29 protein-coding genes are annotated in these 26,397 nt (G+C 68.6%); 23 read left to right on the plus strand and 6 right to left on the minus strand.

Going from position 1 to position 26,397, the window contains the following annotated elements:
• Genes FR943_RS08100 through FR943_RS08135 form a run of 8 tightly spaced genes read left to right on the plus strand, consistent with a single transcriptional unit; the run spans position 1 to position 6,137 of the window.
• A complete protein-coding gene (locus FR943_RS08100) occupies positions 1–1,518 on the plus strand; it encodes an AMP-binding protein (protein ID WP_217155831.1) in 1,518 nt (505 codons plus the stop codon).
• Positions 1,518–2,585: an acyl-CoA dehydrogenase family protein gene (locus tag FR943_RS08105; RefSeq protein ID WP_217155832.1), complete on the plus strand. Its 1,068-nt coding sequence runs from the start codon at positions 1,518–1,520 to the stop codon at positions 2,583–2,585. Before FR943_RS08100 ends, FR943_RS08105 begins: the two co-directional genes overlap by 1 nt.
• Before the next feature lie 2 nt (positions 2,586–2,587).
• On the plus strand, positions 2,588–3,757 hold the full coding sequence (locus FR943_RS08110; RefSeq protein WP_308170498.1) for an acyl-CoA dehydrogenase family protein: 1,170 nt from the start codon (positions 2,588–2,590) through the stop codon (positions 3,755–3,757).
• Between the two features lies 1 nt (position 3,758).
• A complete protein-coding gene (locus tag FR943_RS08115) occupies positions 3,759–4,115 on the plus strand; it encodes a 2Fe-2S iron-sulfur cluster-binding protein (protein ID WP_217155834.1) in 357 nt (118 codons plus the stop codon).
• The gene (locus FR943_RS08120) at positions 4,108–4,539 is read left to right on the plus strand and encodes a Zn-ribbon domain-containing OB-fold protein (protein WP_217155835.1); all 432 of its coding nucleotides are present in this window, start codon (positions 4,108–4,110) and stop codon (positions 4,537–4,539) included. Before FR943_RS08115 ends, FR943_RS08120 begins: the two co-directional genes overlap by 8 nt.
• Positions 4,536–5,681 carry a thiolase family protein gene (locus tag FR943_RS08125; protein ID WP_217155836.1) on the plus strand — a complete coding sequence of 382 codons (1,146 nt, stop codon included), beginning with the start codon at positions 4,536–4,538 and terminating at the stop codon, positions 5,679–5,681. Before FR943_RS08120 ends, FR943_RS08125 begins: the two co-directional genes overlap by 4 nt.
• A gap of 11 nt (positions 5,682–5,692) precedes the next feature.
• On the plus strand, positions 5,693–5,884 hold the full coding sequence (locus FR943_RS08130; RefSeq protein ID WP_217155838.1) for a ferredoxin: 192 nt from the start codon (positions 5,693–5,695) through the stop codon (positions 5,882–5,884).
• A 22-nt stretch (positions 5,885–5,906) separates the two neighbouring features.
• Positions 5,907–6,137 carry a biotin/lipoyl-containing protein gene (locus tag FR943_RS08135; protein WP_217155840.1) on the plus strand — a complete coding sequence of 77 codons (231 nt, stop codon included), beginning with the start codon at positions 5,907–5,909 and terminating at the stop codon, positions 6,135–6,137.
• Here the strand turns inward: FR943_RS08135 and FR943_RS08140 are convergent.
• Positions 6,134–7,153, minus strand: a complete 1,020-nt coding sequence (locus tag FR943_RS08140) for an NADP-dependent oxidoreductase (protein WP_217155841.1) — start codon at positions 7,151–7,153, stop codon at positions 6,134–6,136. The genes FR943_RS08135 and FR943_RS08140 overlap by 4 nt on opposite strands.
• 103 nt (positions 7,154–7,256) lie before the next feature.
• Positions 7,257–8,108 (minus strand): dienelactone hydrolase family protein, encoded by an 852-nt coding sequence (locus tag FR943_RS08145; protein ID WP_217155843.1) that lies wholly within the window; start codon positions 8,106–8,108, stop codon positions 7,257–7,259.
• Positions 8,109–8,188: 80 nt separating this feature from the next.
• Between FR943_RS08145 and glmS the strand changes: the two genes are divergently transcribed.
• Together glmS and FR943_RS08155 are read left to right on the plus strand one after the other, a co-directional pair.
• Positions 8,189–10,066, plus strand: a complete 1,878-nt coding sequence (gene glmS, locus FR943_RS08150) for a glutamine--fructose-6-phosphate transaminase (isomerizing) (RefSeq protein ID WP_217155844.1) — start codon at positions 8,189–8,191, stop codon at positions 10,064–10,066.
• Between the two features lie 13 nt (positions 10,067–10,079).
• Positions 10,080–11,012 (plus strand): alpha/beta fold hydrolase, encoded by a 933-nt coding sequence (locus tag FR943_RS08155; RefSeq protein WP_217155851.1) that lies wholly within the window; start codon positions 10,080–10,082, stop codon positions 11,010–11,012.
• Position 11,013: 1 nt separating this feature from the next.
• Here FR943_RS08155 and FR943_RS08160 read toward each other — a convergent pair whose 3' ends face one another.
• Positions 11,014–11,682, minus strand: coding sequence for an MSMEG_1061 family FMN-dependent PPOX-type flavoprotein (locus tag FR943_RS08160; protein WP_246584906.1), 669 nt, complete (start codon positions 11,680–11,682; stop codon positions 11,014–11,016).
• Between the two features lie 10 nt (positions 11,683–11,692).
• A complete protein-coding gene (locus FR943_RS08165; protein WP_217155860.1) occupies positions 11,693–12,652 on the minus strand; it encodes a PDR/VanB family oxidoreductase in 960 nt (319 codons plus the stop codon).
• A 65-nt stretch (positions 12,653–12,717) separates the two neighbouring features.
• Here FR943_RS08165 and FR943_RS08170 point away from each other — a divergent pair, with 65 nt between their 5' ends.
• The 3 genes from FR943_RS08170 (at position 12,718) to gad (ending at position 16,308) form a co-directional block, all read left to right on the plus strand.
• Complete coding sequence (locus FR943_RS08170) at positions 12,718–13,368, plus strand: TetR/AcrR family transcriptional regulator C-terminal domain-containing protein (protein WP_308170499.1); 651 nt, start codon at positions 12,718–12,720, stop codon at positions 13,366–13,368.
• A gap of 98 nt (positions 13,369–13,466) precedes the next feature.
• Entirely contained in the window at positions 13,467–14,879 is a 1,413-nt protein-coding gene (locus tag FR943_RS08175) for an NAD(P)H-hydrate dehydratase (protein WP_217155861.1), read from the plus strand.
• Positions 14,880–14,925: 46 nt separating this feature from the next.
• Positions 14,926–16,308, plus strand: coding sequence for a glutamate decarboxylase (gad, locus tag FR943_RS08180; RefSeq protein WP_217155863.1), 1,383 nt, complete (start codon positions 14,926–14,928; stop codon positions 16,306–16,308).
• A 35-nt stretch (positions 16,309–16,343) separates the two neighbouring features.
• Here the strand turns inward: gad and FR943_RS08185 are convergent, their stop codons facing one another.
• A complete protein-coding gene (locus FR943_RS08185; RefSeq protein ID WP_217155865.1) occupies positions 16,344–17,009 on the minus strand; it encodes a response regulator transcription factor in 666 nt (221 codons plus the stop codon).
• Positions 17,010–17,179: 170 nt separating this feature from the next.
• Here FR943_RS08185 and FR943_RS08190 point away from each other — a divergent pair, with 170 nt between their 5' ends.
• From FR943_RS08190 to FR943_RS08225, 8 genes are read left to right on the plus strand one after another with little or no spacing between them, the layout of a single operon-like run.
• On the plus strand, positions 17,180–17,416 hold the full coding sequence (locus FR943_RS08190; protein ID WP_217155867.1) for a hypothetical protein: 237 nt from the start codon (positions 17,180–17,182) through the stop codon (positions 17,414–17,416).
• A 60-nt stretch (positions 17,417–17,476) separates the two neighbouring features.
• Positions 17,477–18,646 carry an alanine racemase gene (alr, locus tag FR943_RS08195; protein WP_217155869.1) on the plus strand — a complete coding sequence of 390 codons (1,170 nt, stop codon included), beginning with the start codon at positions 17,477–17,479 and terminating at the stop codon, positions 18,644–18,646.
• Positions 18,643–19,728, plus strand: a complete 1,086-nt coding sequence (locus FR943_RS08200) for an alpha/beta fold hydrolase (RefSeq protein ID WP_217155871.1) — start codon at positions 18,643–18,645, stop codon at positions 19,726–19,728. Before alr ends, FR943_RS08200 begins: the two co-directional genes overlap by 4 nt.
• Complete coding sequence (gene tsaE, locus FR943_RS08205) at positions 19,721–20,188, plus strand: tRNA (adenosine(37)-N6)-threonylcarbamoyltransferase complex ATPase subunit type 1 TsaE (protein ID WP_217155877.1); 468 nt, start codon at positions 19,721–19,723, stop codon at positions 20,186–20,188. The genes FR943_RS08200 and tsaE overlap by 8 nt, the downstream gene beginning before the upstream one ends.
• The gene (gene tsaB / locus FR943_RS08210) at positions 20,185–20,844 is read left to right on the plus strand and encodes a tRNA (adenosine(37)-N6)-threonylcarbamoyltransferase complex dimerization subunit type 1 TsaB (RefSeq protein WP_217155878.1); all 660 of its coding nucleotides are present in this window, start codon (positions 20,185–20,187) and stop codon (positions 20,842–20,844) included. The genes tsaE and tsaB overlap by 4 nt, the downstream gene beginning before the upstream one ends.
• Complete coding sequence (gene rimI, locus FR943_RS08215) at positions 20,841–21,302, plus strand: ribosomal protein S18-alanine N-acetyltransferase (RefSeq protein ID WP_217155880.1); 462 nt, start codon at positions 20,841–20,843, stop codon at positions 21,300–21,302. Before tsaB ends, rimI begins: the two co-directional genes overlap by 4 nt.
• Positions 21,299–22,321: a tRNA (adenosine(37)-N6)-threonylcarbamoyltransferase complex transferase subunit TsaD gene (tsaD, locus tag FR943_RS08220; protein ID WP_217155882.1), complete on the plus strand. Its 1,023-nt coding sequence runs from the start codon at positions 21,299–21,301 to the stop codon at positions 22,319–22,321. Before rimI ends, tsaD begins: the two co-directional genes overlap by 4 nt.
• A 5-nt stretch (positions 22,322–22,326) precedes the next feature.
• Positions 22,327–22,761 (plus strand): nuclear transport factor 2 family protein, encoded by a 435-nt coding sequence (locus tag FR943_RS08225; RefSeq protein ID WP_217155972.1) that lies wholly within the window; start codon positions 22,327–22,329, stop codon positions 22,759–22,761.
• Between the two features lie 18 nt (positions 22,762–22,779).
• Here the strand turns inward: FR943_RS08225 and FR943_RS08230 are convergent, their stop codons facing one another.
• Positions 22,780–24,069, minus strand: coding sequence for an HNH endonuclease (locus FR943_RS08230; RefSeq protein ID WP_308170500.1), 1,290 nt, complete (start codon positions 24,067–24,069; stop codon positions 22,780–22,782).
• A gap of 259 nt (positions 24,070–24,328) precedes the next feature.
• Between FR943_RS08230 and groES the strand changes: the two genes are divergently transcribed.
• Complete coding sequence (groES, locus tag FR943_RS08235) at positions 24,329–24,631, plus strand: co-chaperone GroES (protein ID WP_036390082.1); 303 nt, start codon at positions 24,329–24,331, stop codon at positions 24,629–24,631.
• A gap of 84 nt (positions 24,632–24,715) precedes the next feature.
• Positions 24,716–26,335, plus strand: a complete 1,620-nt coding sequence (gene groL, locus FR943_RS08240) for a chaperonin GroEL (protein WP_217155884.1) — start codon at positions 24,716–24,718, stop codon at positions 26,333–26,335.
• Positions 26,336–26,397 lie beyond the last annotated feature (62 nt).

Genomic DNA, 26,397 nt, shown 5'->3' on the forward strand with positions numbered 1-26,397 from the left:
GTGGTCCATGCGATCGACCAGTACGCTCGCCGGGAAGCCCAAGCGGTCGCACTGTCGGATGGCACCACGTCGTGGACCTGGCCGCAGCTGGACGAACGACTGAACCGGACGGTCAATTGGCTTCTGGCGCAGCATGTTCCACCCGGGCGACGGGTGGCGGTGATGGGCGCCAACAGCGTGCACGTGGTGCTGGCGCACTTGGCGACGACCTACGCCGGGTTGTCGACGGTGCCGGTGAACTACCACCTGACCGCCGACGAGGTGGGTTACATCCTGCGCGACGGCGCGGTGCACACGGTGCTGTGCAGTGCCGAGGCGGCCGCCACCGTGCGTGCCGCCGACGCCGATGTCCAGGTGCTGGCCCCCGATGAGCTCGACGCCGCGACGGCTCGGTATCCCGCCACCGCACCGTCGGCGGAGATCGCTCCGGCCAAACCGCTGTACTACACGTCGGGAACCACCGGATACCCCAAAGGTGTCGAACTGCCGGATCAGATGTTCCCCGGTGGCGCCTCGATGATCGAATATGTGCAGCGCGTGGTCGATTCACCGATCCGCACCCCCGGCAAGCACCTCGTGGTCGCCCCCATGCACCACACCGGGCCGATGGCCGGAGTGCGCGGCATCCTGACCGGCCAACCGCTGGTGATCCTGCCGAGGTTCGACGCCGAGCGGGTGCTCGCCACGATCGACCGCGAGCGTATCGAGGCCACCATGATGGTGCCCACCCACTTCTCCCGGCTGCTGCAGCTGCCGGCCGGGGTTCGCGACCGCTACGACGTCAGCAGCATGCGCAGCATCGTGCACACCGGGGCGGCCTGCCCGGTCGAGGTAAAGCGGGCCATGATCGAGTGGTTCGGCCCGATCCTGACCGAGGCGTACGGCTCCACCGAGGCCGGGACGGTAACCTTGATCAACTCGACCGAATGGTCGGCACATCCCGGGTCGGTCGGACGGGCCATGCCCGGCTACGAACTCAGTATCCGCACCGAGCGCGGCGAGGTACTACCCAGCGGCACAGCGGGTTTGGTCTGTGCGCGGTCCACGACCGGGCACCGCCCGGCCTATCATGGCGATCCGGAGAAGACCCGGCGCAGCTATGTGGCCGACGGGGTGTTCGCACTGGGCGAGATCGGCTACCTCGACGACGACGGTTACCTGTACCTCACCGACCGGGCCTCCGACATGGTGGTCAGTGGCGGGGTCAACGTCTATCCCGCGGAGTCGGAGGCCGTGCTGCGCCGGCATCCGGCGGTGACCGATGTCGCCGTGATCGGTATCCCGCACGAGGACCTCGGCGAACAGCTGTGCGCCCTGGTGGTCAGCACCGCAGAGATCGAGCCCGCCGAGTTGGTGGCATGGACGCGAGAACGACTGGCGCACTACAAATGTCCGAGCCTGATCGAGATCGTGGACTTCGATCTGCGCTCGGTGATGGGAAAGCTGAACAAGCGGCAGCTGCGGGATCGGTATCTGGCCCGGACAGGTGCTCTCACGACACCGGCCGGGAGGCCCTGATGACCGCCGAACTGACCCGCGAGGCCGCACCCGCGGAGTTCGCCTTCACCGAGGAGCACGCTGCGCTGCGCGACGTGCTCGCCGAGTTCTTCACCGATCCGGGTGAGAAGGCTTGGCGCAGACTGCTCTGCGATGTCGGCGCCGACGAGGTTGTCTTCGATGTCACCGGCTCCGGCACCGGCACAGGCGGCTCGGCGACGGCGATCGACCTGGCGATCCTGGCCGAACAGGCCGGCGCGGCACTGTTCGGCGGCCCGCTGCTGCCCGGGGTCGCGGCCGGTGTGCTGGCCGCGAGCGTCGCGAAGCCGGCCCTGCTCGACGGGCTGCGCGACGGCACCCGCACGGTGACGGCTGCCGTGGATGCGCGTTTGAGCACGAACTCCGCCGGCGGCATCGACGCGACGGTCGCGCCGGTGTGGAATGCGGCCGCCGGCTCAGCGGTCCACGTGCTCACCGGAACTCTCGACGGCACACCGGCGGTCGCGCTGCTCACCGACGGCGGCGAGGTCGAGGAGCTGGCCGGTCTGGATCTGTCCCGGCCGATCGGCCGATTGACCGTCCGTGGTGTCCGGCCGGCCGTGCTGCTGTGCGGCGAGGAGGCCACCGCGGTGCGTGCTGTGCTGACCCGGCACACCGACCTGGTGGGCGCGGCCGAACTGCTGGGCGTGGCGCAGCACGTGCTGGATGCCACCGTCGAATACGTCGACAAGCGAATCCAATTCGGTCGCAGCATCGGGTCCTTCCAAGCGGTCAAACATCGTCTGGTGGACCTGCTGGCGGCCGTCGAACTCACCCGCTCCGCCGTCTACGGCGCGGCCTGGCGGCTGGTGGGTGACCCGCAGGCACTGGGCACCGACATCGACCTGGCGGTGGCGGCGCTGCTGTCGCGGAAGACCGCGGTCGCGGTCACCAAGGCCGCCGTCCAGCTGCACGGTGGCATCGCGATCACCTGGGAACACTGGGCGCACCGCTACCTGCGGCGGGCCAATTCGGTGGTGGCGCTGAGCGGTTCGCCCAGCGCGCACCGGGCCCGGCTGGCCGACCTGATCGATCGACGGGATGGGTGACAGTGCCTGAGCAACCGCAGTCCGAACACGCCGACGACGGCCTGCGTGAAGCCATCGAGGCGTGGGTGCGCGAGAACCTCCCGGAAAATTCTCGCGACGCCGACGCGGCCTGGTACGCGACACTGGGCCGGCGCGGCTATACCGTGCCGCACTGGCCACCAGAGCACGGCGGCCTCGGCTACACCGAACAGCAGGCCGCCGTGGTGCGCTCGGTCCTGGCCGCCCACGGCGCCGGGCTGCCCGACCACTACTTCGTGCCGTTGATGCTGATCGGCCCGGCCATCATGGCCTGGGGCACCGCCGAACAGCAGCAGCGCTACCTGCCCGGGATCGTCGCGGGTGCGGACATGTGGTGTCAGCTGTTCAGCGAGCCCGGAGCCGGCTCGGATCTGGCGAGCCTGGCCACTCGCGCAGTCCCCGAAGGGCTTTCGTGGCGGATCAACGGGCAGAAAGTGTGGAGTTCGTTCGCCAGTGAATCGCGCTACGGGATGCTGCTGGCCCGCACCGACCCGGATCAGCCGAAGAATGCCGGGATCACGTGCTTCCTGGTCGACATGGCCGCGCCGGGTGTGACGGTCCGGCCGCTGCGTCAGCTCACCGGCGACGAGCACTTCTGCGAGGTGTTCCTCGAAGATCTGGTGTTGGGGCCCGAGACGGTGCTCGGGGAGGTCGACGACGGGTGGCGGGTGGCGATGTCGACGCTGAACGCCGAACGGTCCGGGCTCTCGGAGACCTCCAGCGCCAGCGGAGTCCCGCTGGCACCGGTGCTGGACCTGGCGCGGCGCACCGGAGGCTGGGACGACCCGGTGGTGCGGGATCGGCTGGTGGACCTCTACGCCGTCGAGCATGCGCTGGCATTGACCAACCTTCGGTCGCTCGCCGAATCCCGCACCCCGGCAGGATCGCCCACCGGCTCGATCACCAAACTGGTGTTGTCCGAATTGTCCCAGAACATCGCCGAACTCGGGTTCGAGCTGGCCGGCGCCGAAGCCGCCTACTGGGATGGGCCGATGCCGCCGGAGACGCACAACCTGCTCGACAGCCGCCGATTCACCATCGCCGGCGGTACGTCGGAGGTGCAGCGCAACATCGTCGGCGAGCGCGTGCTGGGCCTGGAACGCGAGATCGACCCGGGCCGTGGTAAGCCCTGGCGTGAGCTGCGGCGCAGCTGACATGCCGACCGTCACCGTGCGGCCGTCGGGGATCTCCTTCGAGGCCGCCCAGGGGCAGACGGTGATGGCCGCCGCGCAGGCGGCAGGCATCCGGTGGCCCACGGTGTGTGGCGGCAACGGAGACTGCCTGGTCTGCCACGTCGGCGTGCTCGAGGGTCCCGAGCACCTGTCGGAGCCGTCGGCCACCGAAACCCTGGCGGTGCGCAACCTCACCGGCGATCGGGGTGGACGCGGCGAGCACGTGCGACTGGCCTGTCAGGCGACCGTGCGCGGTGACGTGGTGGTGGAAAAGCGTGGTGTGCGCAAGCAGCGCACACCATCGGAACATCGAACAGGACAGGAGGAGTCGGATGGCTGAGGTCATCGATCCCGACATCATGGAGATCGTCGACGGCCGGCTCCGGTTGGTCGGTGGCCGCTGCGGGGCCTGCGGCGAGATCGAGTTCCCGCGCAAGCAGTCCTGCCGGGACTGCGGCGGGGGCGACATCGACGCGGTCGGCCTGGCCGATCAGGGGGTGCTCTGGAGTTGGACCGTGCAGCGGTTCCCGCCGCCGAGCCCGCCCTACTTCGGATCTGCCGACGACTTCGAGCCGTTCGGGGTGGGCTATGTGGAGTTGCCCGGCGAGGTCATCGTGGAGGCCCGGCTGACCGAATCGGATCCGAGCCGGCTGCGGATCGGCATGCCGATGGCGCTGGCCACCGTCGAGGTGGTCACCCAAACCGGGGAAGCCACACGCACTTTCGCTTTCGCGCCGGCTGAGCAAGGAGGAGATCGGCCATGAACTCGGTGGCGATCATCGGTGTCGGTTGCCGGCCGTTCGGCCGCTACCAGGACACCTCGGTGCGGCAGGAGGCGGTGGCCGCGGTGCGGCAGGCACTGGCGGACGCATCGGTGACCTGGCCGCAGATCGACTATGCCGTGGGCGGCAGCATGTCCGCCGGGTCGGCCGACACCCTGGTCTCGGATCTGGGTTTGACCGGGGTCCCGTTCGTCAACGTGTTCAACGGCTGTGCGACGGGCAGCAGTTCGCTGATCTCGGCGGTGCACACCATCGAGGCCGGGGCGGCGGATCTCGCGCTGGTGGTGGGCTTCGACTCGCACCCGCGCGGCGCCTTCGCGATCGATCCCGCCGCGATGGGTCTCGGGGACTGGTATGGCCCGTCGGGTCTGGCGCTGACCTCGCAGTTCTTCGCCCTGAAGATTCAGCGGTACCTGCACGAGCACGGCGTGCCGGAGCGCCTGCTGGCCAAGGTGGCGGCCAAGGCGTTCCGCAACGGTGCGCTCAATCCCAATGCCTGGCGGCGCAAGCCGCTCTCGGAAGCCGACGTCGACGCCTCGATGATGCTGTCGGATCCGCTGCGCCAGTACATGTTGTGCTCGCCAGGTGACGGTGCCACCGCGGTGGTGCTGTGCAGGGCCGGGAAGGCCAGGGAGTTCAGCCCACATCCGGTGTATGTCGCCTCGGCGGCGGTGCGGACTCGTCGCCCCGGCTCCTTCGAGGTGCTCAGTCCGTCGCTGTCGGTGCGGCGCGGGGTCAGCCCCACCGTCGACGCGGCCGCCGCCGCATTCGAGTTGGCCGGCATCGACCCCGCCGAGGTGGACCTGGCCCAGCTGCAGGACACCGACGCCGGCGCGGAGATCATCCACATGGCCGAGACCGGGCTATGCACCGATGGCGAACAGACCGAGCTGATCGATTCCGGCGCAACCGAACTCACTGGGCGGCTACCGATCAACACCGATGGCGGTTGTCTGGCCAACGGTGAACCGATCGGCGCCTCCGGGCTGCGCCAGATCCACGAGAATGTCCTGCAACTTCGCGGTGCCGCCGGCGAACGCCAGGTGCCCGGCGCGCCCAAGGTGGCACTGGCGCACGTCTACGGCGCACCGGGGCTGAGCGCGGCCACGATCCTCACCCGGTAGCGGTGCGAACGATGAAGGTGATCGTCGATCAGGACCGATGTGTCGGAAACGGGATATGTGAGGCGCTGGCCCCCGACCTGTTCGAGGTCGGTGACAGCGGTCAGGCCCACCTGCTCGTCGACGAGATCCCGTCCGAACACGAACAATTGGCGCACACCGCAGTGCAGTCCTGCCCTGCGCTGGCGCTGCGCATCGACTGCTGAAACCCCGAAAGGCTGCACCATCATGGAAATCAAGATGCCCAAGCTCGACGTGACGATGACCGAGGGGACCTTCCTCGGCTGGTTGGTGCCCGACGGCACCACCGTGGAGGAGGGGGAGGACCTCTACACCGTCGGCACCGACAAGGTGTCCGCCGACGTTCCGGCGCCCACCGCCGGGGTATTGCGCTACGGCTCGGCTGCCGAAGACGAAACCTACGCGGTGGGAACCACTTTGGGTACCTTGGAGGTCTAGTCGACCGGGCTGGTCACGCGGACGAACTGGAGGCCGGTGTTCTGTCCGCGCGCCAGCCGGTTCATCGCCGCAGGGGTGCTGTGCAGGCCGGTGCTGAACTCCTCCCGGTAGATCAGGCTGCCATCGAGCAGCCACGGGGTGACGATCTCGCGGAACTCCGCTCGGCGCGACATGTAATCGCGCACGATGAAGCCCTGGATCCGGCCGCGCTTGTTGACCAGGTTCATCAGCGAGCGTCCCGCGGTCTGCTCGTTTCCGTTGTAGGTGGAAACCATGCCGCACAACGCGATTCGGGCATGGGTGTTGATCCGGTCGATGATCAGGTCCATGATCGGTCCGCCGACGTTCTCGAACGCGATGTCGATGCCGTCCGGGCACAGTTCGTCGAGGCGGGCCGCGACGTCTTCGCCCTTGTAATCGATGGCGTCGTCCACGCCGCAGGAGTCGCGCAACCATGCGCACTTGGCCGGCCCACCGGCGATGCCGATCACCCGCAGGCCGAGCTTCTTGCCGATCTGGCAGACCAGTGAGCCGACGCTGCCGGCCGCGGCGGTGACGACGAGGGTCTCCCCGGCGGCGGGCCGACCGACATCGGTGAGGCCGTAGTAGGCGGTGAGCCCCTGCAGGTCGAGCACGCCGAGGTAGGCGGTCAAACCGATGTCCGGGTGCGGATCCAGCGCCGTCCACGCGCGCTCAGGTCCCACCGAATACTCCTGCCAGCCACCCATTCCGGTGACATGGGTGCCGACCGGAAGGCGTTCGGATTCGGAGTGCTCGACGACACCCAGCGTGATGCCGCGCATCACCTCACCCAGCGGTTGCGCCGGCAGATAGGTGTCCTCGGCGTCCATCCAGATCCGCATCGAGGCCGGGACCATCAGGTAGATGTTGCGGACGACGACATGGCCGGGGGCCGGCTCCGGCACCGGTTCGGTTCGGACGTCGAAGTGGTCGCGCTCGACCAGGCCGGAAGGTCTGGAGTGCAGACGCCAGGAAGTGTTCAGCAGTGGGGTCACGGGTTCCGCCCTCGAGATGGCTCCAGCCACAAATATATTGGTCGAGCAATTAGTTTAGGTGAATCGCCGGCGCCGATGGGCAGAAGACGGTGGAGCGTCGCGGCTACGGCTTGAGCAACGCGACGACCTTGTCCTCCAACGCCACCGGATCGGCATTCGGATCGGCGGGCTCGGTGTGGGGGAGGGCAGCGTCGGGATCGGCGAAATCCCGATAGGTCTTGTCGCCGGCCAGCGCGGCCAACAGGTACCCCGTGAGCAGCCCCCGCACCGTCTTCTGGGTGTCGCGGTCGGCCCCGGGCAGTCCGACGAAACGGGCCAACCGGCGGCCCTCGACCAGACCGCCGGCCTTGGCCTTGCTGACCGTGCGCAGCGTGGCACCGTCCCAGGCCCGGGCCAACTCGACAGCGTTCGAACGCAGCGTCATCGGATCGCCCGGCGCCGTCAGCACCAGGCCGGGCACCTGGAGCGTCGCCGCCGGTTCCTCGGCCGCCGGCGTGGTCACCGTCGGGAACAGCGACACCACCGCCTTCGGCCGGTGCACATCGCCGGACATCCCGGCGGCGGCGAACACCGCGGCCGAACCGCCGAAGCCGTGTCCCACCACGGCGCGTTTGCCCGGGTGCACGCTGATCTTGCCCGGCCCCAGCCGCACCCCGGTGATGATCTCGAGGGCCGCGCCCAGGTCGAACGCGAAATTGAGCACCGAGGGCGCCAACCCCTTTTCGGTGTCGGGGGCCGCGGCCACGATGCCCCAGGACGCCAGGTGTTCCAGGGTGCGCGTGTAGTTACCGGCCTGGGCCATCCAGTCGTGACCGAAGACCACGCCGGGCAGGTTCAGGCCGGATTCCGGCGTGTACACCACGCCCGGCATGCCGGCGAAAGCCAGGTCGCCGCGCAGCACCTTGTGCGGTCCGCGCCGGGTCAACCGTCCGAAAAGCTTCTTTGTGCTGGCCACGCGTTGACCGTAGCGCAGGGTGCCGGATCTGCGCCCAGGCAAATCGGGCCAATCGGCCGACTGCACTACCCTGGGACCCTATGTGTGGAATCGTCGGCTACGTCGGGGCGCGCCCGGCCCGCGGCATCGTGGTCGACGCGCTGCGCCGGATGGAATACCGGGGCTACGACTCCGCCGGGATCGCGCTGCTCGACGGCCACGGCGGGATGACGGTACGCCGTCGCGCCGGGCGGCTGGCCAACCTGGAATCCGCCCTCGCCGAGACCGACGACGGCGTGCTGACCGGTACGACGGGCCTGGGGCACACCCGGTGGGCCACCCACGGCCGGCCCACCGACCGCAACGCCCACCCGCACCGTGACGCGGCCGCCCAGATCGCCGTCGTCCACAACGGCATCATCGAGAACTTTGCGGTGCTGCGGGCCGAGCTCGAAGCCGACGGGGTCGAGTTCGCCAGCGACACCGACTCTGAAGTGGCCGTGCACCTGGTGTCCCGTCAGTACCGCGACGGGGCGACCGCCGGGGACTTTCCCGCCTCCGTTCTGGCCGTGCTCCAGCGCCTGGAGGGCCACTTCACGCTGGTCTTCGCCAACGCCGACGATCCGGGCACGATGGTCGCCGCCCGCCGGTCCACCCCGCTGGTGGTCGGGATCGGCGACGGTGAGATGTTCGTCGGCTCCGATGTGGCGGCGTTCATCGAGCACACCCGGCACGCCGTGGAACTGGGCCAGGACCAGGCCGTCGTGCTCACCGCCGACGGCTACCGGATCACCGACTTCTTCGGCCGCGACGATCTGCAGGCCGGCCGGGACTACCGGGAATTCCACATCGACTGGGATCTGGACGCTGCCGAAAAGGGCGGCTACGACTACTTCATGCTCAAGGAGATCGCCGAGCAGCCCGCCGCGGTCGCCGACACCCTGCTGGGGCACTTCGTCGACGGCCGCATCGTGCTCGACGAGCAGCGCCTCTCCGACCAGGAACTGCGCGAGATCGACAAGGTCTTCATCGTCGCCTGCGGCACCGCCTACCACTCCGGCCTGCTGGCCAAATACGCCATCGAGCACTGGACCCGGCTGCCCGTCGAGGTCGAACTCGCGAGTGAATTCCGGTACCGCGACCCGGTGCTGGACCGCAGCACGCTGGTGATCGCCATCTCGCAGTCCGGCGAGACGGCCGACACGCTCGAGGCAGTGCGGCACGCCAAGACGCAGAAGGCCAAAGTGCTGGCGATCTGCAACACCAACGGCAGCCAGATCCCGCGTGAGGCCGACGCGGTGCTCTACACCCGGGCCGGGCCGGAGATCGGCGTGGCCGCCACCAAGACGTTCCTGGCTCAGATCGCGGCGAACTACCTGGTGGGGCTGGCCCTGGCGCAGGCCCGTGGCACCAAGTACCCCGACGAGGTGGAGCGCGAGTACCGCGAGCTGGAAGCCATGCCCGAGCGGGTGGGCCGAGTGCTGGCCGGGATCGAGCCGGTGTTCCAACTGGCGCAGCGGTTCGCGACATCGCCCACGATCCTGTTCCTGGGCCGCCACGTCGGTTACCCGGTGGCCTTGGAGGGCGCGCTCAAGCTCAAGGAGCTGGCCTACATGCACGCCGAGGGCTTCGCCGCCGGCGAGCTCAAGCACGGTCCGATCGCCTTGATCGACGACGACCTGCCGGTGATCGTGGTGATGCCCTCACCCAAGAACGCGGCGATGCTGCACGCCAAGCTGCTCTCGAACATCCGGGAGATCCAGGCCCGCGGCGCCGTCACGATCGTCATCGCCGAGGAAGGCGACGACACCGTCCGGCCCTACGCCGATCACCTGATCGAAGTGCCCGCGGTACCAACCCTTTTGCAGCCGTTGCTGTCGACGATCCCACTGCAGGTGTTCGCCGCCGGAGTGGCCCGTGCCCGCGGCTACGACGTGGACAAGCCACGCAACCTGGCCAAGTCCGTCACGGTGGAATAGCGCTCGCGGTCTGATGGATCTGCGGGTTCCACGGGTCAACATCGCCGGCAGGTGGGACCGAAGTGGACTCGGGGCCTTCGCCTCCGAGGCGGCGTTCGAGCACTTCCTGGCCACCTACCGGGCCGGTATGGCAACCCTGCCGCCCTTCGAACTCTTCGACGTGCCAACAACGTTCGGCACCGTCCGGGCCTATCGGTTCGCCGGACCGGACACCGGGGCGCCGGTGGTGTTGTTGCCCGGCCGCAACGCCTCGACCCCTATGTACCGCACCAACCTGGGGCCGCTGCTGGAACACCGCACCGTCTATGGCATCGACCTGCTCGGTGAGGCCGGTCTGTCGGTGCAGCACAAGGTGATTCAGAGTGGGTCGGATCAAGCCCACTGGCTCGACGAGGCGTTGATCGGTTTGGGTCTGGGCAAAGCGCACCTGCTCGGTGTGTCCATGGGCGGCTGGACCGCCACGAACTGTGCGGTGCAGCGGCCGGGGCGAATCGCATCGCTGACCTTGCTCGATCCGGTGTTCACCTTCACCGGTGTCACCGCCAAGGCGATACTCGCCTCTGTGGCGTTGCTCGCGCCGGGTGTCCCCGAACGTTGGCGCCTGCGGGTGCTGAGCTGGATATCCGGTGGCGCCGACATGGACGCTGCCGCGATCGAAGCCGCGTTGATCTCGGCTGGCTCCAGGGATTTCACGCTGCGCACACCGACGCCGAAACTGTTCACCGATGAGCGGCTGCGGGGTCTCGACGTGCCGGTGCTGGCGTTGATCGCCGGCCGCAGCGTCATGCTCCACCCGCAGCGCGCCGAGGCGCGGGCGCGCGCGCTGTTGCCCCGCGGTCAGGTCGAACTGTGGTCCGCTGCCTCCCATGCGATCAACGGCGAATACCCGGACGAGATCGCCGAACGGACGGGGCGCTTCTGGGGCGAGGTCGACAGCCGAGAGTGAGTCAATACAGCTCGTTTTCGTAGTGATCGTCGATCACGGCGTGAAGTGAGCCGGCCAGGTCGCCGAGTTTGTCGGCCATCTTCGCCGCGCTTTCGGTGATCGAGAGGGTGTAGAAGTCCCCGCCCAGTGTCACGGCGTCGGCCAGTCCCCGGCTGTCGCCTTCCCAGAGCTTGGCCCGGATCACGGCTTTGCCGCACTGCCCGAACACTTCGCGAATGCGCACGATGGTGGCCAGCACCGCGGGTTTACCGTCGGCGCTGAGCATTTCGAGTAGCTCCGGGTCGTCGGTGACGAATGCGTCCCCGTTCACCCGGATCACCTCACGGATGCCCGGTACGAAGAAGACCAGCCCTACCGCGGGATGTGTGGTGATGTTCTCGTGGGTGTCGGCGAGCTTGTTGCCCGGCCGGTCGGGGATGGCGAGCGTCCACGGGTCGAGGATCCGCACCGACCCCGGTGGGTCCCCGCGCGGGCTGGTGTCCAATTGACCGTCGGCACCCACGGTGGCCATGCAGAAGAACGGACTGTGTGCGATGAACCGCGCCGAGAACTCACCGAGTCTCGGCTCCTTCTTCTCCGCGATGAACCGCTCGGGGTACCCAACGATCTCCCTGACGCGCTCCATGGAGATCGGGGAGTACGAGTCTGCTGCTGTGCTTGTGGTTTTCATCATCGAATCCCTAGACGTCGAGAACCAGCCGGGGAGTTTGTGCCCGGGAAACGCAGATGAACATGCGATCGTTGGCGGTGCGCTCGGACCCCGAGAGGATGTCGTCGCGGTGGTCGGGCACGCCCTCGATGACGGCGGTCTCACAGGCGCCGCAGATCCCGGACCGGCACGACGATGGCACGTTGATCCCGGCGCCCTCAATCGCGGTGAGAATGCTCTGGCCCACTTCGACGTTGACCGTCTTTCCGGACGCTGCGCACACCACTTCGACCGGCTTGTCTTCGGCGGATGCCGCCCGCTGGCGGGGCTTGAAGCGCTCGAGATGCAGACTGTCGGCCGGCCAATGGGCGGTGGCGTCCTGAAGTGCCGACAGCAGCGCCGAGGGGCCACACGCATAGATCTTCGCGCCGGGCTGGACGTCAGCGAAGTACTCACCAACAGGGATACGGCCGTCGGTATCAGAGGCATAGAAGTCGACGCGGGTTCCGTATTCGCAGAGTTCGTCCGCGAAGGGCATAGCGGCCGCGGTGTGCCCGCCGTAGAGCAGTTTCCAATCCAGGCCCCAGGACTCGGCCCGGCGGATCATCGGGAGGATGGGGGTGATGCCGATTCCGCCGGCCACGAACACATATGAAGTGGCCCGATGAAGCTCGAAGGTATTCCGCGGTCCGGTAACCGTAAGTTGTTGTCCTGGTCGCAAAAAAGCGTGCACATACTCGGAGCCGCCGCGGCTGGTGCGTTCCCGCCGTACCCCGATGCGGTAGTACGACCGCTCACCGACCGGCCCGCACAACGAGTATTGGCGCCGGATGCCGGTCGGCAGGAGCAGATCGATGTGGGCGCCTGGCTCCCACGCCGGCAGCAGCTCGCCGGATCGCGGCTGCAGTTGCACGGACACCACACCGTCGGCCTCCCATCGGAGTTGGCGGACGGCGACGCCGATCTCGTCGGCTGTCAGTTCGCTTGCCACTTCCGCCCTCCTCGGTTATTAACAATGTTAATTGCAGGTCGGAGCGTAGTGTTAACATCGTTAACGTGTCAACCGCCTCGACTGGCCGCGATCGCGTGGCGCTGGCCAACCTCTCGGTGGACCGCGTGGTCACCGAAGCCCTGGCGCTGGTCAACGAGGGCGGGCTGGAAGCGCTGACGATGCGCCGGCTGGCCGACCGGCTGCGTGCGCATCTGCCGACGATCTATCGGCTGGTCGACGGCAAGGATGCCCTGATCGACGAGATGGCCGAGGCGATTCTGGCGAAGGCGCTCGATAACGCCGAGACTGCCGATCCGCAGTGGAGCACTCGCGTCAAAAGCCTTGCCGCGGGCCTGCGTTCGGCGCTGCTGGCACAGCGTGACGGAGCCCGTATCGTCGGCGGCAACTACGCCGCCAAGCGGGCCAACCTGACTTTCGTCGACACGCTCGTCGGCGGTGTCCAAGCCGGTGGCCTCACGGGTGAACGCGCCTTGTGGGCAGCGAGCTCACTGTTCTGCTACGTCCTCGGCGAAGTCCTTGAGCAGCAGGGCGCCGCCGGCGGCGAGACCGAGATGCTCGAAGGCGTGGTTCGCGCCGGGGACTACCAGCACCTCGCGTCCAGTCCCGTCGAGCAGTTGCTGGACTTCGATGCACGGTTCGAGTTCGGGCTGGCGCTGCTCATGTCGGGCATGCACCCCGGGGACCGCTGCGGCTGACCGGCGCCGGCAGCCGTGACGTCGCATTCGGTGACGCCCGACAGCAAACACACGTAACCTGTTGGCGCGCGGTTACAACTGGAGCGGGGCGGGAGCTGATGCGGTACTACTACTCGGCCGATGCGATCCGTGCCGCCGAAGCGCCGTTGCTGGCTTCGTTGCCCGACGGCGTGTTGATGGGGCGCGCCGCCTACGGTTTGGCGACGGCGATCGCTGCCGAACTGAAGCTGCGCACTGGAGGGGTGGCCGGGCGGCGGGTGTGCGCGGTCGTGGGTTCCGGCGACAACGGTGGCGATGCCTTGTGGGCGGCGACCTTCCTGCGCCGGCGCGGCGCCGCCGCAGATGCGGTGCTGCTCAACCCCGAACGCACCCACGCCAAGGGGCTGGCCGCGTTCCGCGCAGCAGGCGGCCGGGTGGTGCAGAGTGTCGCGGCCACAACCGATCTGGTGATCGACGGTGTCGTCGGCATCTCCGGACGAGGCCCACTGCGTCCCCACGCCGCGGCGGTGTTCGAGGCCGCCACCGCGCCGGTGGTCGCCGTCGACATTCCCAGTGGTCTCGACGTGCAGACCGGTGCCGCCGACGGCGCGCACGTCACGGCCGCGCTGACCGTCACGTTCGGTGGGCTCAAACCCGTACACGCACTGGGTGAATGCGGCCGGGTCGAACTCGTCGACATCGGCCTGGACCTGGCGCCGACCGACCTGGCCGGCTTCGATGCCGCCGAGGTGAAGGCCCGCTGGCCGGCACCGGGCCGGCGCGATGACAAGTACACCCAGGGTGTGACGGGCGTGCTGTCCGGCTCGGCTGCCTATCCGGGTGCGGCTGTGCTCAGCGCCGGCGCCGCGGTGGCTGCCACCTCCGGGATGGTGCGCTATGTGGGAAGTGCTGCCGCACAGGTTCTTTCGCGCTGGCCCGAGGTGGTCGCCGCGCCCAGCCCGCAGCAGGCCGGCCGGGTGCAGGCCTGGGTTGTCGGGCCGGGACTGGGCACCGACGCAACCGCCGAGGACACCCTGCGATTCGCACTCGGATCGGAGGTTCCGGTGATCGTCGACGCCGACGGGCTCACCCTGCTGGCCGCCGAACCCGACCTGCTCGCCGGGCGCAGCGCGCCGACCGTGCTGACCCCGCACGCCGGGGAATACGAACGGCTGGCCGGTGCGCCCGTCGGCACCGACCGGGTGGCCGCCGCCCGCGCTCTGGCCCAACGTCTCGGTGCCACGGTACTGCTCAAGGGCAATGTCACCGTCATCGCCGAACCGGACGGCCACGCCTACCTGAGCCCGGCCGGGCAATCCTGGGCCGCCACCGCCGGGTCCGGTGACGTGCTGTCGGGCATCATCGGCGCGCTGCTGGCCGCTGGGCTGCCCGCCGGAGAAGCCGCCGCTGCCGCCGACTTCGTGCATGCCCGGGCTGCCAACCTGTCGGCCGCCGATCCCGGCCCCAGCCCGACGCCGACCTCGGCGTCGCGGATCCTGGCCCACGTCCGCGCCGCGATTGCCCGATTGTGACGAAGCCCAGTTGTGACGAAGCCAAGCTGCCATCGAAAGGATCGTTATGCCGCACAAACATCCCCGCACCCCGCACATCGCGCCGGCCTACACCGGCCGGTTGGCGATGGCGCCGGTCCCGTCGCTGCGGCTGCCCGATGATGCGATGGAACCCGGTGCGGCCTACCGGTTCATCCACGACGAGCTGATGCTCGACGGCAGCTCGCGGCTCAACCTGGCGACGTTCGTCACCACCTGGATGGATCCCGAGGCCGAGAAGCTGATGGCCGAGACGTTCGACAAGAACATGATCGACAAGGACGAATACCCGGCCACCGCCGCCATCGAGGCGCGCTGTGTGAACATGGTCGCCGACCTCTTCCACGCCGAGGATCTTCGCGACGACGACCCGAACAGCGCCGTCGGGGTGTCGACCATCGGCTCGAGTGAAGCGGTGATGCTGGCCGGGCTGGCCCTCAAGTGGCGGTGGCGGGCCCGGGTGGGGGACGGTTGGAAGGGGCGCACCCCCAACCTGGTGATGGGCTCCAACGTTCAGGTGGTGTGGGAGAAGTTCTGCCGCTACTTCGACGTCGAGCCGCGCTATCTGCCGATGGCCGAAGGCCGTTACGTCATCACCCCGCAGCAGGTGCTCGACGCGGTCGACGAGGACACGATCGGCGTGGTCGGCATCCTGGGCACCACCTACACCGGTGAGCTGGAGCCGATCGCCGAGATCTGTGCGGCACTGGATCAGCTCGCGGCCGGTGGCGGCGTGGACGTTCCGGTGCACGTCGACGCGGCCAGCGGCGGGTTCGTCGTGCCGTTCCTGCATCCCGATCTGGAATGGGATTTCCGGCTGCCGCGGGTGGTGTCGATCAACGTCAGCGGGCACAAGTACGGCCTGACCTATCCGGGCATCGGCTTCGTGGTGTGGCGCAGCGCCGAACACCTGCCCGAGGAGCTGGTGTTCCGGGTCAACTATCTGGGCGGCGACATGCCCACGTTCACGCTGAACTTCTCCCGGCCGGGCAACCAGGTGGTCGGTCAGTACTACAACTTCCTGCGGCTGGGGCGCGGCGGCTACAGCCAGGTGATGGACTGCCTGTCGCAGACCGCCCGCTGGCTCGGCGACGAGCTGCGCGACAGTGAGCACTTCGAGCTGATCTCCGACGGCTCGGCCATCCCGGTGGTCAGTTTCCGGTTGAAGGGCGATCCCGGCTACACCGAGTTCGACGTGTCCCAGGCGTTGCGGGCCTACGGCTGGCAGGTGCCCGCCTACACCATGCCCGACGGCGCGGAGGATGTCGTGGTGCTTCGCGTCGTGGTCCGGGAAGGGTTTTCGGCCGATCTGGCGCGGGCGCTCAAGGAAGACACCATCACGGTGCTCAAGCAGCTCGACGAGCTCAAACCGCAGGGGCAGTTCGACGATCAACAGCCGTTCGCGCACTGACGGCGCGGTGACGCGGGTATCGGCCGCGGTGCAGCTCAACGGCCGTGCAGAAAGGCGATGACGGCCTGGACGCGGCGGTGATCGTCCCTGGTCTCGGCGATCCCGAGCTTGTTCATGATGCTGTGCACGTGCTTTTCGACCGTGCCTTCGGCCAGGTACAGCCGCCGCGCGATGCCGGTGTTCGAACGGCCTTCGGCCATCAGCCTCAGCACCTCGTGTTCGCGTGCGCTCAGGGTGGTCAGTGGATCCCCATTCCGGCGTGCCGACACCAGCGCCTGGGCCACCGCGGGGCCGACGATGCACGCCCCCTTGGCGATGTGCTTGAGGATGTCGATGAAATCCTCGATGTCGGTGACTCGGCTGTTGAGCAGGTAGCTGATTCCGCTGCCGCTGGACAGCGCATCAATCGCGTGTTGCACCTCGACGTGGGCACAGAGCACCAGCACACCGGTGCCGGGGAACTCGGCACGGATCGACTGGGCGGCCCGATACTCGTCTGGGCGATCAGACGGTACCGGGATGCTGATCACCACGAGTTCGGGTGTCGTGGTACGCACGAGCGGCAGTAGCCGGGCGGCGTCCCCGGCCTGCGCGACGACGTCGAAACCCCAGCGGCCGAGCAGGCAGGCCAGACCTTCGCGGAACAGCACGTCGTCTCCGGCCACGATCACGCGCTCGCCGCCTGCCGTTGGGCTCGTCATTGCTCCTCCAGACCGGCCGCCACACCACGGTTGGGATGGAAAAACCCGGTTGCCACCCATTTTCCTCCGCGTACCGGCTGGCCGGGTGCGGGTTGGGGGCCAGCACCAATGCCGCCGCCGTGCCCGGCGGGAACTCTGGAGTAAAGACCAACGATGAAGGAGCGTGCACTGTGACCAGGACTGTGATCTCGGTGATGGCCGGTGCGCTGGCGGCGGTGAGTATCGCGATGGCGCCGAATGCGCTCGCAGAGCCCACGGCCGGCTGTCGCAATGACGGCGGTTCGGTGGTGTGTCAGACGCCTGGCAACGCGCAGGTGTATTCGGAGCCGCCGATCACCAGCCCGTCGGTCGGAATCGGCTCGAACGGCCCCTATGGGCCGTGGGGCAACCTGCCGCCCGAAGGCTAGCGGCCACCGAAGAGTCGCCGCCGTCCGCCGCTCTGGGACAATGGTCGGCGGTGATATGACATGCAGACGACCGAACTCCCGACTTCGCTGACCCCGGACGCCGCGCCGCACGCGATGGTGGATCTGGGCGCGATCGACCACAACGTGCGCCTGCTGCGCGAACACGCCGGCAATGCCCAGGTGATGGCGGTGGTCAAGGCCGACGGCTACGGGCACGGTGCCGTCGAGGTGAGTAGGGCCGCATTGGCCGCCGGGGCCAGGGAACTCGGCGTGGTGACGATCGACGAGGCGGTGGCGCTGCGGGCCGCCGGGATCACCGCCCCGGTGCTGTGCTGGCTGCACCCACCGGGCACCGATTTCACCCCCGCGCTGCAGGCGGACGTGCAGATCGCGGTGTCCTCGGTGCACCAGCTCGACGACGTGGTTGCGGCCGTGCACCAAACCGGGCGCATCGCGACCGTCAGCGTGAAGGTCGACACCGGCCTGAGCCGCAATGGCATCAGCCCGGCCGACTTCCCGTCGATGATCACCGCGCTGGGGCGCGCCCAGGCCGACGGTGCGATCCGGGTCCGCGGCATCATGAGCCATCTGGTGCACGGCGACGACCCCGACAACTCGTTCAACGATCTGCAGGGCAAGCGGCTGACCGCGATGCGTGAGCAGGCCGCTGTCCAGGGCGTGGTGTTCGAGATCGCCCACCTGTCCAATTCGCCTGCGGCCATGACCCGGCCGGACCTGGCCTTCGACATGGTCCGGCCCGGCATCGCGGTGTATGGCCTCACACCGATACCGGAGCGTGGCCAGATGGGCTTGCGGCCGGCGATGACCCTCAAATGCCCGGTGGCGCTGGTTCGTTCGGTTCATGCCGGTGACGGGGTGTCCTACGGCCACCAATGGGTCGCCGAGCGGGATACCACGCTGGCGCTGCTGCCGGTGGGCTATGCCGACGGCATCTTCCGTGCCTTGAGCGGGCGGATCGAGGTGCTGATCAACGGACGACGACGGCCGGCGGTGGGGCGGATCTGCATGGACCAGTTCGTCGTTGACCTCGGGCCCGGCGCCACCGACGTCACCGAAGGTGACGAGGCGATCCTGTTCGGCCCCGGCACCCAGGGCGAGCAGACCGCTCAGGACTGGGCCGAACTCCTCGGCACCATCAACTACGAGGTGGCCACCAGTCCCCGGGGCCGGATCACCCGCACCTATCTGCAGGCAGGTCATCGGCGTTGAGTCGCAATGCGCAGTGGTTGGCCGGGGCCGCCGGGCTGACCGCTGTCGGCACGGTGGCGGGAATGTCGGTGGCGCGTTCCCTGACCCGACGCCGCGATGAAGATCCTTATGCGGGCGAGGATTTCGAGCGCCTGGATGCCGACCGGAGCTCGGTGGTGACGACCGCCGACGGCGTGCCGTTGGCGGTGCGCGAAGTCGGCCCCAACGATGCGCCGTTGACCGTGGTGTTCGCCCACGGGTTCTGTTTGCGGATGGGCGCGTTCCACTTTCAACGCACCCGGCTGGCCGAGCAGTGGGGCCCGCAGGTGCGGATGGTGTTCTACGACCAGCGCGGTCACGGTCAGTCCGGGGCGGCCCCGCCCGAGACGTACACCGTGGAGCAGCTCGGCCGTGATCTGGAAGCGGTTCTGGCGGTGACGGTTCCGCGGGGACCCGTGGTGTTGGTCGGCCATTCGATGGGCGGCATGACCGTGCTGTCGCATGCCCGGCAGTTTCCGCACCGCTACCCGAAGCAGGTCGTGGGGGCCGCGCTGATTTCCTCGGCAGCCGAGGGGGTGGCGCGCTCGCCGCTCGGTGAGATCCTGCGCAACCCGGCGTTGGAGGCGGTGCAGTTCGTGGCCCGTTACGCCCCGGGCGCGCTGCACCGTACCCGCGGTGCGGCCCGCTCGGCGATCGGGCCGATTCTGCGGGCCGCGTCCTTCGGTGACGAGGCGGTCAGCCCGAGTGTGGCCGCGTTCTCGCAGCGGATGATGCACGGCACCCCGATCACCACGCTCGTCGAATTCCTGCATGCGCTGGAGGTTCACGACGAGGCCGCAGCCCTGCCGGTGCTGGCCACGGTGCCGACACTGATCGCCTGTGGTGACCGGGACCTGCTCACACCGATGGAATACTCAAAGGCCATGGCCGCACAGTTACCCCGCTCCGAGCTGGTGATCGTCGGGGGAGCGGGTCATCTCGTTCAGCTTGAGGAGCCGGCGGTGATCGACGACGCACTGGTCCGGCTGGTGCAGCGGGCCACCCCGTCCAAACTGATCACGCTCGGCCGGCGGGTACGCGATCGGGTCCGGTTCCGTGGCTGAGCTCAGCGCCGGGACGGCGCAGTTGGCCACCACCGAAGACACCATCGCGCTGGGCGCCACGCTGGGCGCCGGGCTCAAGGCCGGCGACGTGGTGGTGCTGTCGGGTCCGCTGGGCGCGGGCAAGACCGTGATGGCCAAGGGCATTGCCGCGGCCATGGACGTCGACGGCCCCGTCGTCTCACCGACGTTCGTGCTGGCCCGGGTGCATCCGGCACGGCAGCCCGGCCGGCCGGCCATGGTGCATGTGGACATGTACCGGCTGCTCGACCACCCCGGGGTGGATCTGCTGGGTGAGCTCGACGCGCTCGACCTCGACACCGACCTGGACGACGCCGTGGTGGTGGTCGAGTGGGGCGAGGGATTGGCCGAACGGCTCTCCGACCATCACCTGGACATCCGCATCGAGCGCGATACCGAGACCGAGACGCGCACGGTGATCTGGCAGTGGAGCACCCCATGAACGTGTTGACGATCGACACCGCCACGCCGGCGGTCAGCGCGGGCGTGGTCCGCCGCGACGACGACGGCACGGTGCGCACCCTCGCCGAACGGGTCACCGTGGATGCCCGGGCGCATGCCGAGCAGCTCACACCCAACGTGTTGGGCGCGGTGTCCGATGCCGGACTCACCGTCGCCGATCTCGACGCCGTCGTCGTCGGCTGCGGCCCCGGCCCTTTCACCGGACTGCGGGTGGGGATGGCCAGTGCGGCGGCTTTCGGTCACGCGCTGGGGGTGCCGGTGCACGGGGTGTGCAGCCTCGACGCGATCGGGATCCACACCGACGACGACGTGCTGGTGGTCACCGATGCCCGGCGTCGTGAGGTGTACTGGGCGCGCTACCGCGATGGCGTCCGGATCGACGGCCCCGCAGTCAACGCGCCGGCTGATGTCGCACTGGATTCCTCGACCGCGGTTGCCGGTTCGCCCGAGCATGCCGCGCTGTTCGCCCTGGCGCGGCTGGACGTGGCGTATCCGACGCCGGACGGCCTGGTGCGCGCCGTCGGCGACTGGGGTGACCCGCAGCCGCTCGTGCCGCTGTACCTGCGCCGGCCCGACGCCAAACCTACGGTGCCAAAATCCTCTGTGCCCAAATCTGCTGTGGCGGAGCGGAAATGATCGTCTTCGACGCGTTGACACGTGCCGATGCCGCCCGATGTGCCGAGCTGGAAGCCAAGTTGTTCGCCGGTGACGACCCCTGGCCGGCTCGGGCGTTCCTGGCCGAGCTGGACGCCAAGCACAACCACTACGTCGCGGCGCGCAGCGACGGACGACTGGTCGGCTACGCCGGCATCTCCCGGCTGGGCCGAATGCGTCCATATGAGTACGAGATCCACACCATCGGCGTCGACCCCGACTTCCAGGGGCAGGGCATCGGTCGCCGGCTGCTCGACGACATACTTGAATTCGCCTCCGGTGGAACGGTTTTCCTGGAAGTCCGGACCGACAACGAGCCCGCCATCGGGCTGTACGAGAGCGCCGGATTCGTCAACATCGGTCTGCGCAAGCGGTACTACCGCGTCAGTGGCGCCGACGCCTACACCATGCAACGCCTTCCCCAAGGGGACCCGACATGATCATCCTGGCCATCGAAAGTTCTTGTGACGAAACCGGTGTCGGTATCGCCGATCTCGCCGAAGACGGAACGGTAACGCTTCTCGCCGACGAAGTCGCCTCCAGCGTCGACGAGCATGCCCGCTACGGCGGCGTCGTCCCCGAGATCGCCTCACGAGCCCACCTGGAAGCACTAGGCCCGACCATGCGGCGAGCCCTGGACGCCGCCGGCATCGAGCGTCCCGATGTCGTCGCCGCCACCATCGGCCCCGGATTGGCCGGTGCCCTGCTGGTCGGGGTGGCCGCGGCCAAGGCGTACGCGGCCGGCTGGAACGTCCCGTTCTACGGCGTCAACCACCTGGGTGGGCACCTGGCCGCCGACGTCTACGACCACGGGCCGCTGCCCGAGAGCGTGGGCCTGCTGGTCTCCGGCGGACACACCCACCTGTTGCACGTCCGGTCGCTGGGTGAGCCGATCATCGAGCTGGGTAGCACCGTCGACGATGCCGCCGGGGAGGCCTACGACAAGGTGGCCCGGCTGCTCGGCCTCGGCTATCCGGGCGGGAAGGTGCTCGACGAACTGGCCTGCACCGGGGACCGCGACGCCATCGTCTTCCCGCGAGGCATGACCGGCCCGCGTGATGACCCGTACGTGTTCAGCTTCTCCGGGTTGAAGACCGCGGTGGCCCGTTATGTGGAGGCTCACCCGGAGGCGTCGCAGGCCGATGTGGCGGCCGGTTTCCAGGAAGCCGTCGCCGATGTGCTGACCGCCAAGGCCGTGCGCGCGGCCACCGATCTCGGGGTGTCCACCCTGCTGATCGCGGGCGGGGTGGCGGCCAACTCCAGGCTGCGCGAACTGGCCGAGGAACGCTGCGCGGCGGCCGGGCTGACGCTGCGGGTCCCGCGCCCGCGATTGTGCACCGACAACGGTGCGATGATCGCCTCGTTCGCGGCACACCTGATCGCCGCCGGGGCGGAACCGTCGCCGTTGGATGCCGCCAGCGATCCGGGTCTGCCGGTGGTCAAAGGCCAAGTGGCGTGAGCTCTCTGGCCGAGAAGCTGGCCGACAAGCTGGAGATCACCGAGCTGCTGTACCGCTACGCCGAGTTGATCGACGCCGGGGACTTCGACGGGGTCGGGGAATTGCTCGGGCGCGGCACATTCATGGGTGTGGCGGGCGCGCCTGCCATCGCGAAGTTGTTCGCGCGCACCACCCGCCGGTTCCCGAACCACGGCAACCGCACGCGAACCCGGCACCTGGTGCTCAACCCGATCGTCGCGCTGGACGGGGACCGGGCTGCGGCCCGCTCGACGTTCTGCGTCGTGCAGAGCACCGAGACGGTGCGGCTGCAGCCGATCGTGGTCGGGCGCTACGCGGACGTGCTCGCCCGCGACGAAAACGGCTGGTACTTCACCGAACGCACGGTCGATGTGGAGATGGTCGGGGATGTGTCCGAGCACCTGAACATCGACCTGGCCTGACGGTTGTCAGCCCTCCGCTCATGCGGCAGGGTGCAGTTTCACGACGTGGATGTCGCTGGTCAGGATTCGGGCCCCGTCGGGTAGTGGGGGTGCGGTGCTTCGGTAGGTGCGGCCGGTGGGTGTGGTGAGTTCGGTGGTGTGGCGGCCGTGTCGGTCGTAGACGGTCGCGGTGGTCCAGCCGGGGTGTTCTTTGGTGTAGTTGCAGCGTTCGCACAGGCCTTGGCCGTTGCCGGCGCTGGTCGGACCGCCGTCGGCGTGGCGGGTGATGTGGTCGATGTGGCGGACCGGTGCGTTGCAGTAGGGGGTGCGGCAGCGCTGGTCACGCAGCGCGATCAGCCAGCGCAGCCCTTTGGGGAAGGCCCGGGCGGCCGATTCCAGGGCGACCAGGTTGCCGGTGGCCGGATCGGCGTAGAGCTTGCGCACCGTGGCCTCGGCCTCGGGATCGAGCAGTGCGGCCAAGGCCATCTGCCGGGCCACCGCCGCGGGGATGGGGCCGTAACCGGTCAACACCGCCGGGTCGGGGCCGTGGGCCAGCAAGCTTTCGTCGGAGACCACCAGGTTGAGCGCGACCGGGACCGCGGCGGCGACCTCACGGCCGGTGACGCGTCGGTAGAAGGCATCGGCCATCAACGCGCCCCGCCCCTGGCATCCATCGCCGGCGGCGATCGAGGCCGCCGCGGCGGCAGCGGCTTCGGCCTGCAACGCCTGATAGGCCGTGAGGCCTTCGGCCGAGGTCAGCAGCGCCGTGACGTACATCATGCCGTGCGGGGCCGGCCGCGCGGTGACAGCACGGTCGCACTGATGGCGGCTGATGCGCTCCATCACCGCGTCGTGGTCGAGCCGAATCGCCACCCGCCCGGCCGCGGCCTCCACCTTCCGGTCGCCCAGACCATCCAGCACGTCGGGATCGGCGCACAGTTCGGCATCCATCACGCGCCGATCGGCCGGTGCCAGGCAGGCGGCCTGGTCGGCGATGATCATCGCCCGCGCCTCGGTCAGCCGCCCCGACTGCAACGCGGCCAGCGTGTAGGGCATGTCCTCGACCAGTATCCGCGACATCTTCAGGTACTTGGCCCCATGCCACGGGGAGGCCTTGCGGGCCAGCCCGACCTCGGAGGCCAGACCACGGCCCCGCTGGGCCACCGCCACCCCCGCGGCCGCCTCCCGCGCATGACGTTTGGCCTCCAGCAGTGCGGTCACCCGCACCTGCCCGGCCGCGATCGCGGCAGCGGCGCGCTGCATCGCGGCCAGCTGATCAACCAACGCCCCCTCAGAGGCATCGGGATCAACCCCACACTGATCGAACACATGTTCGAGTCTATGCCGCCAAAACCGCCGGCGCAACCGTCGGTTGGTTCAGCCCTCGGCGAGTTCGGGCAATAGGCACAACCCAACCCTTGAGTGCTAGCACTCGCCTGTATAGAGTGCTAGGTGGCACGCGGCCAACCCCCCAGCGCCGGCACCCGCGACGACGGAGCGAGGGGGACGGGTGCATGCCGAACACCTGGTTAACCCGAGGGCCCCGGAGTACACCGGGACTCAATACCCAAACAAGTGGAGGGCTTCCATCGTGGCAGTCAACATCAAGCCACTCGAGGACAAGATCCTCGTTCAGGCCAACGCGGCCGAGACCACGACCGCTTCCGGTCTGGTCATCCCCGACACCGCCAAGGAAAAGCCGCAGGAAGGCACCGTCGTCGCAGTTGGCCCCGGCCGCTGGGATGAGGACGGCGAGAAGCGGATCCCCCTGGACGTTGCCGAGGGCGACACCGTCATCTACAGCAAGTACGGCGGCACCGAGATCAAGTACAACGGCGAGGAGTACCTGATCCTGTCAGCCCGCGACGTGCTGGCTGTCGTCGCTAAGTAAGCACCTGTGTCCCGCCCCGGAGATCCCCGTGTCCGCACGGGTGGTTTCCGGGGCGGTATGCGTTAGGTAGTCAGAAAGAGACTTATGAGCAAGCAGATTGAATTCAACGAAACTGCGCGCCGGGCCATGGAAGCCGGGGTCGACAAGCTCGCCGACGCGGTCAAGGTGACCCTGGGCCCGCGGGGCCGCCATGTGGTGCTGGCCAAGGCCTTCGGCGGCCCGCAGGTGACCAACGACGGTGTCACGATCGCTCGTGAGATCGACCTGGAAGACCCGTTCGAGAACCTGGGCGCCCAGCTGGTCAAGTCGGTGGCCACCAAGACCAACGACGTCGCAGGTGACGGCACCACCACTGCCACCGTCCTGGCGCAGGCCCTGGTCAAGGCCGGCCTGCGCAACGTTGCCGCCGGTGCCAACCCCATCGCCCTGGGTCTGGGCATCAGCAAGGCGGCCGACGCCGTGTCGGAAGCCCTGCTGGCCGCGGCCACCCCGGTTTCGGACAAGACCGCCATTGCCCAGGTCGCCACGGTCTCCTCGCGCGACGAGCAGATCGGTGAGCTGGTCGGCGAGGCCATGACCAAGGTCGGTCACGACGGTGTGGTCACCATCGAGGAGTCCTCGACCCTGAACACCGAGCTCGAGGTCACCGAGGGCGTCGGCTTCGACAAGGGCTTCATCTCGGCCTACTTCGTCAACGACTTCGACTCGCAGGAAGCCGTGCTCGAGGATGCGGTGGTGCTGCTGCACCGCGACAAGATCAGCTCGCTGCCCGACCTGCTGCCGCTGCTGGAGAAGGTCGCCGAATCCGGCAAGCCGCTGCTGATCATCGCCGAGGACGTCGAGGGCGAGGCGTTGTCCACGCTGGTGGTCAACGCCATCCGCAAGACGCTCAAGGCCGTGGCCGTCAAGGCGCCGTTCTTCGGTGACCGTCGCAAGGCGTTCCTGGATGACCTCGCCATCGTCACCGGTGGCCAGGTGGTCAATCCCGACGTGGGCCTGGTGCTGCGCGAGGTCGGCCTGGACGTGCTGGGCTCGGCTCGCCGCGTGGTGGTCAACAAGGACAGCACCGTGATCGTCGACGGTGGCGGCTCCAATGACGCGGTCGCCGACCGGGTCAAGCAGCTCAAGGCCGAGATCGAGACCACCGACTCCGACTGGGATCGGGAGAAGCTGCAGGAACGGCTGGCCAAGTTGTCCGGCGGCGTCGCGGTGATCAAGGTCGGCGCGGCCACCGAGACCGACCTGAAGAAGCGCAAGGAAGCGGTCGAGGACGCCGTCGCGGCGGCCAAGGCTGCTGTCGAGGAGGGCATCGTCACCGGTGGTGGCGCGGCACTCGTGCAGGCCCGCGCGGCCCTCGACAAGCTTCGCGGTGAGGTCTCCGGCGACGAGGCCCTCGGCGTCGCGGTGTTCGCCTCGGCGCTGTCGGCCCCGCTGTACTGGATCGCCACCAACGCCGGCCTGGACGGCTCGGTCGTGGTGAACAAGGTCAGCGAGCAGTCCAACGGGCAGGGCTTCAACGCCGCCACGCTGTCCTACGGTGACCTGGTCGCCGAGGGCATCGTCGACCCGGTCAAGGTGACCCGCTCTGCGGTGCTGAACGCCGCTTCGGTGGCGCGGATGATCCTGACGACCGAGACGGCCGTCGTGGACAAGCCCGCCGAGGAAGACGAGCACGACGGTCATCATCACGGCCACGCTCACTAGGTAGTCACGTAGAACACCCCCGGTCCTGTTGGGCCGGGGGTGTTTTCGTTGAGCTGGACTGC

Source organism: [Mycobacterium] fortunisiensis, from assembly GCF_019050325.1.
Classification (GTDB): domain Bacteria; phylum Actinomycetota; class Actinomycetes; order Mycobacteriales; family Mycobacteriaceae; genus Mycobacterium; species Mycobacterium fortunisiensis.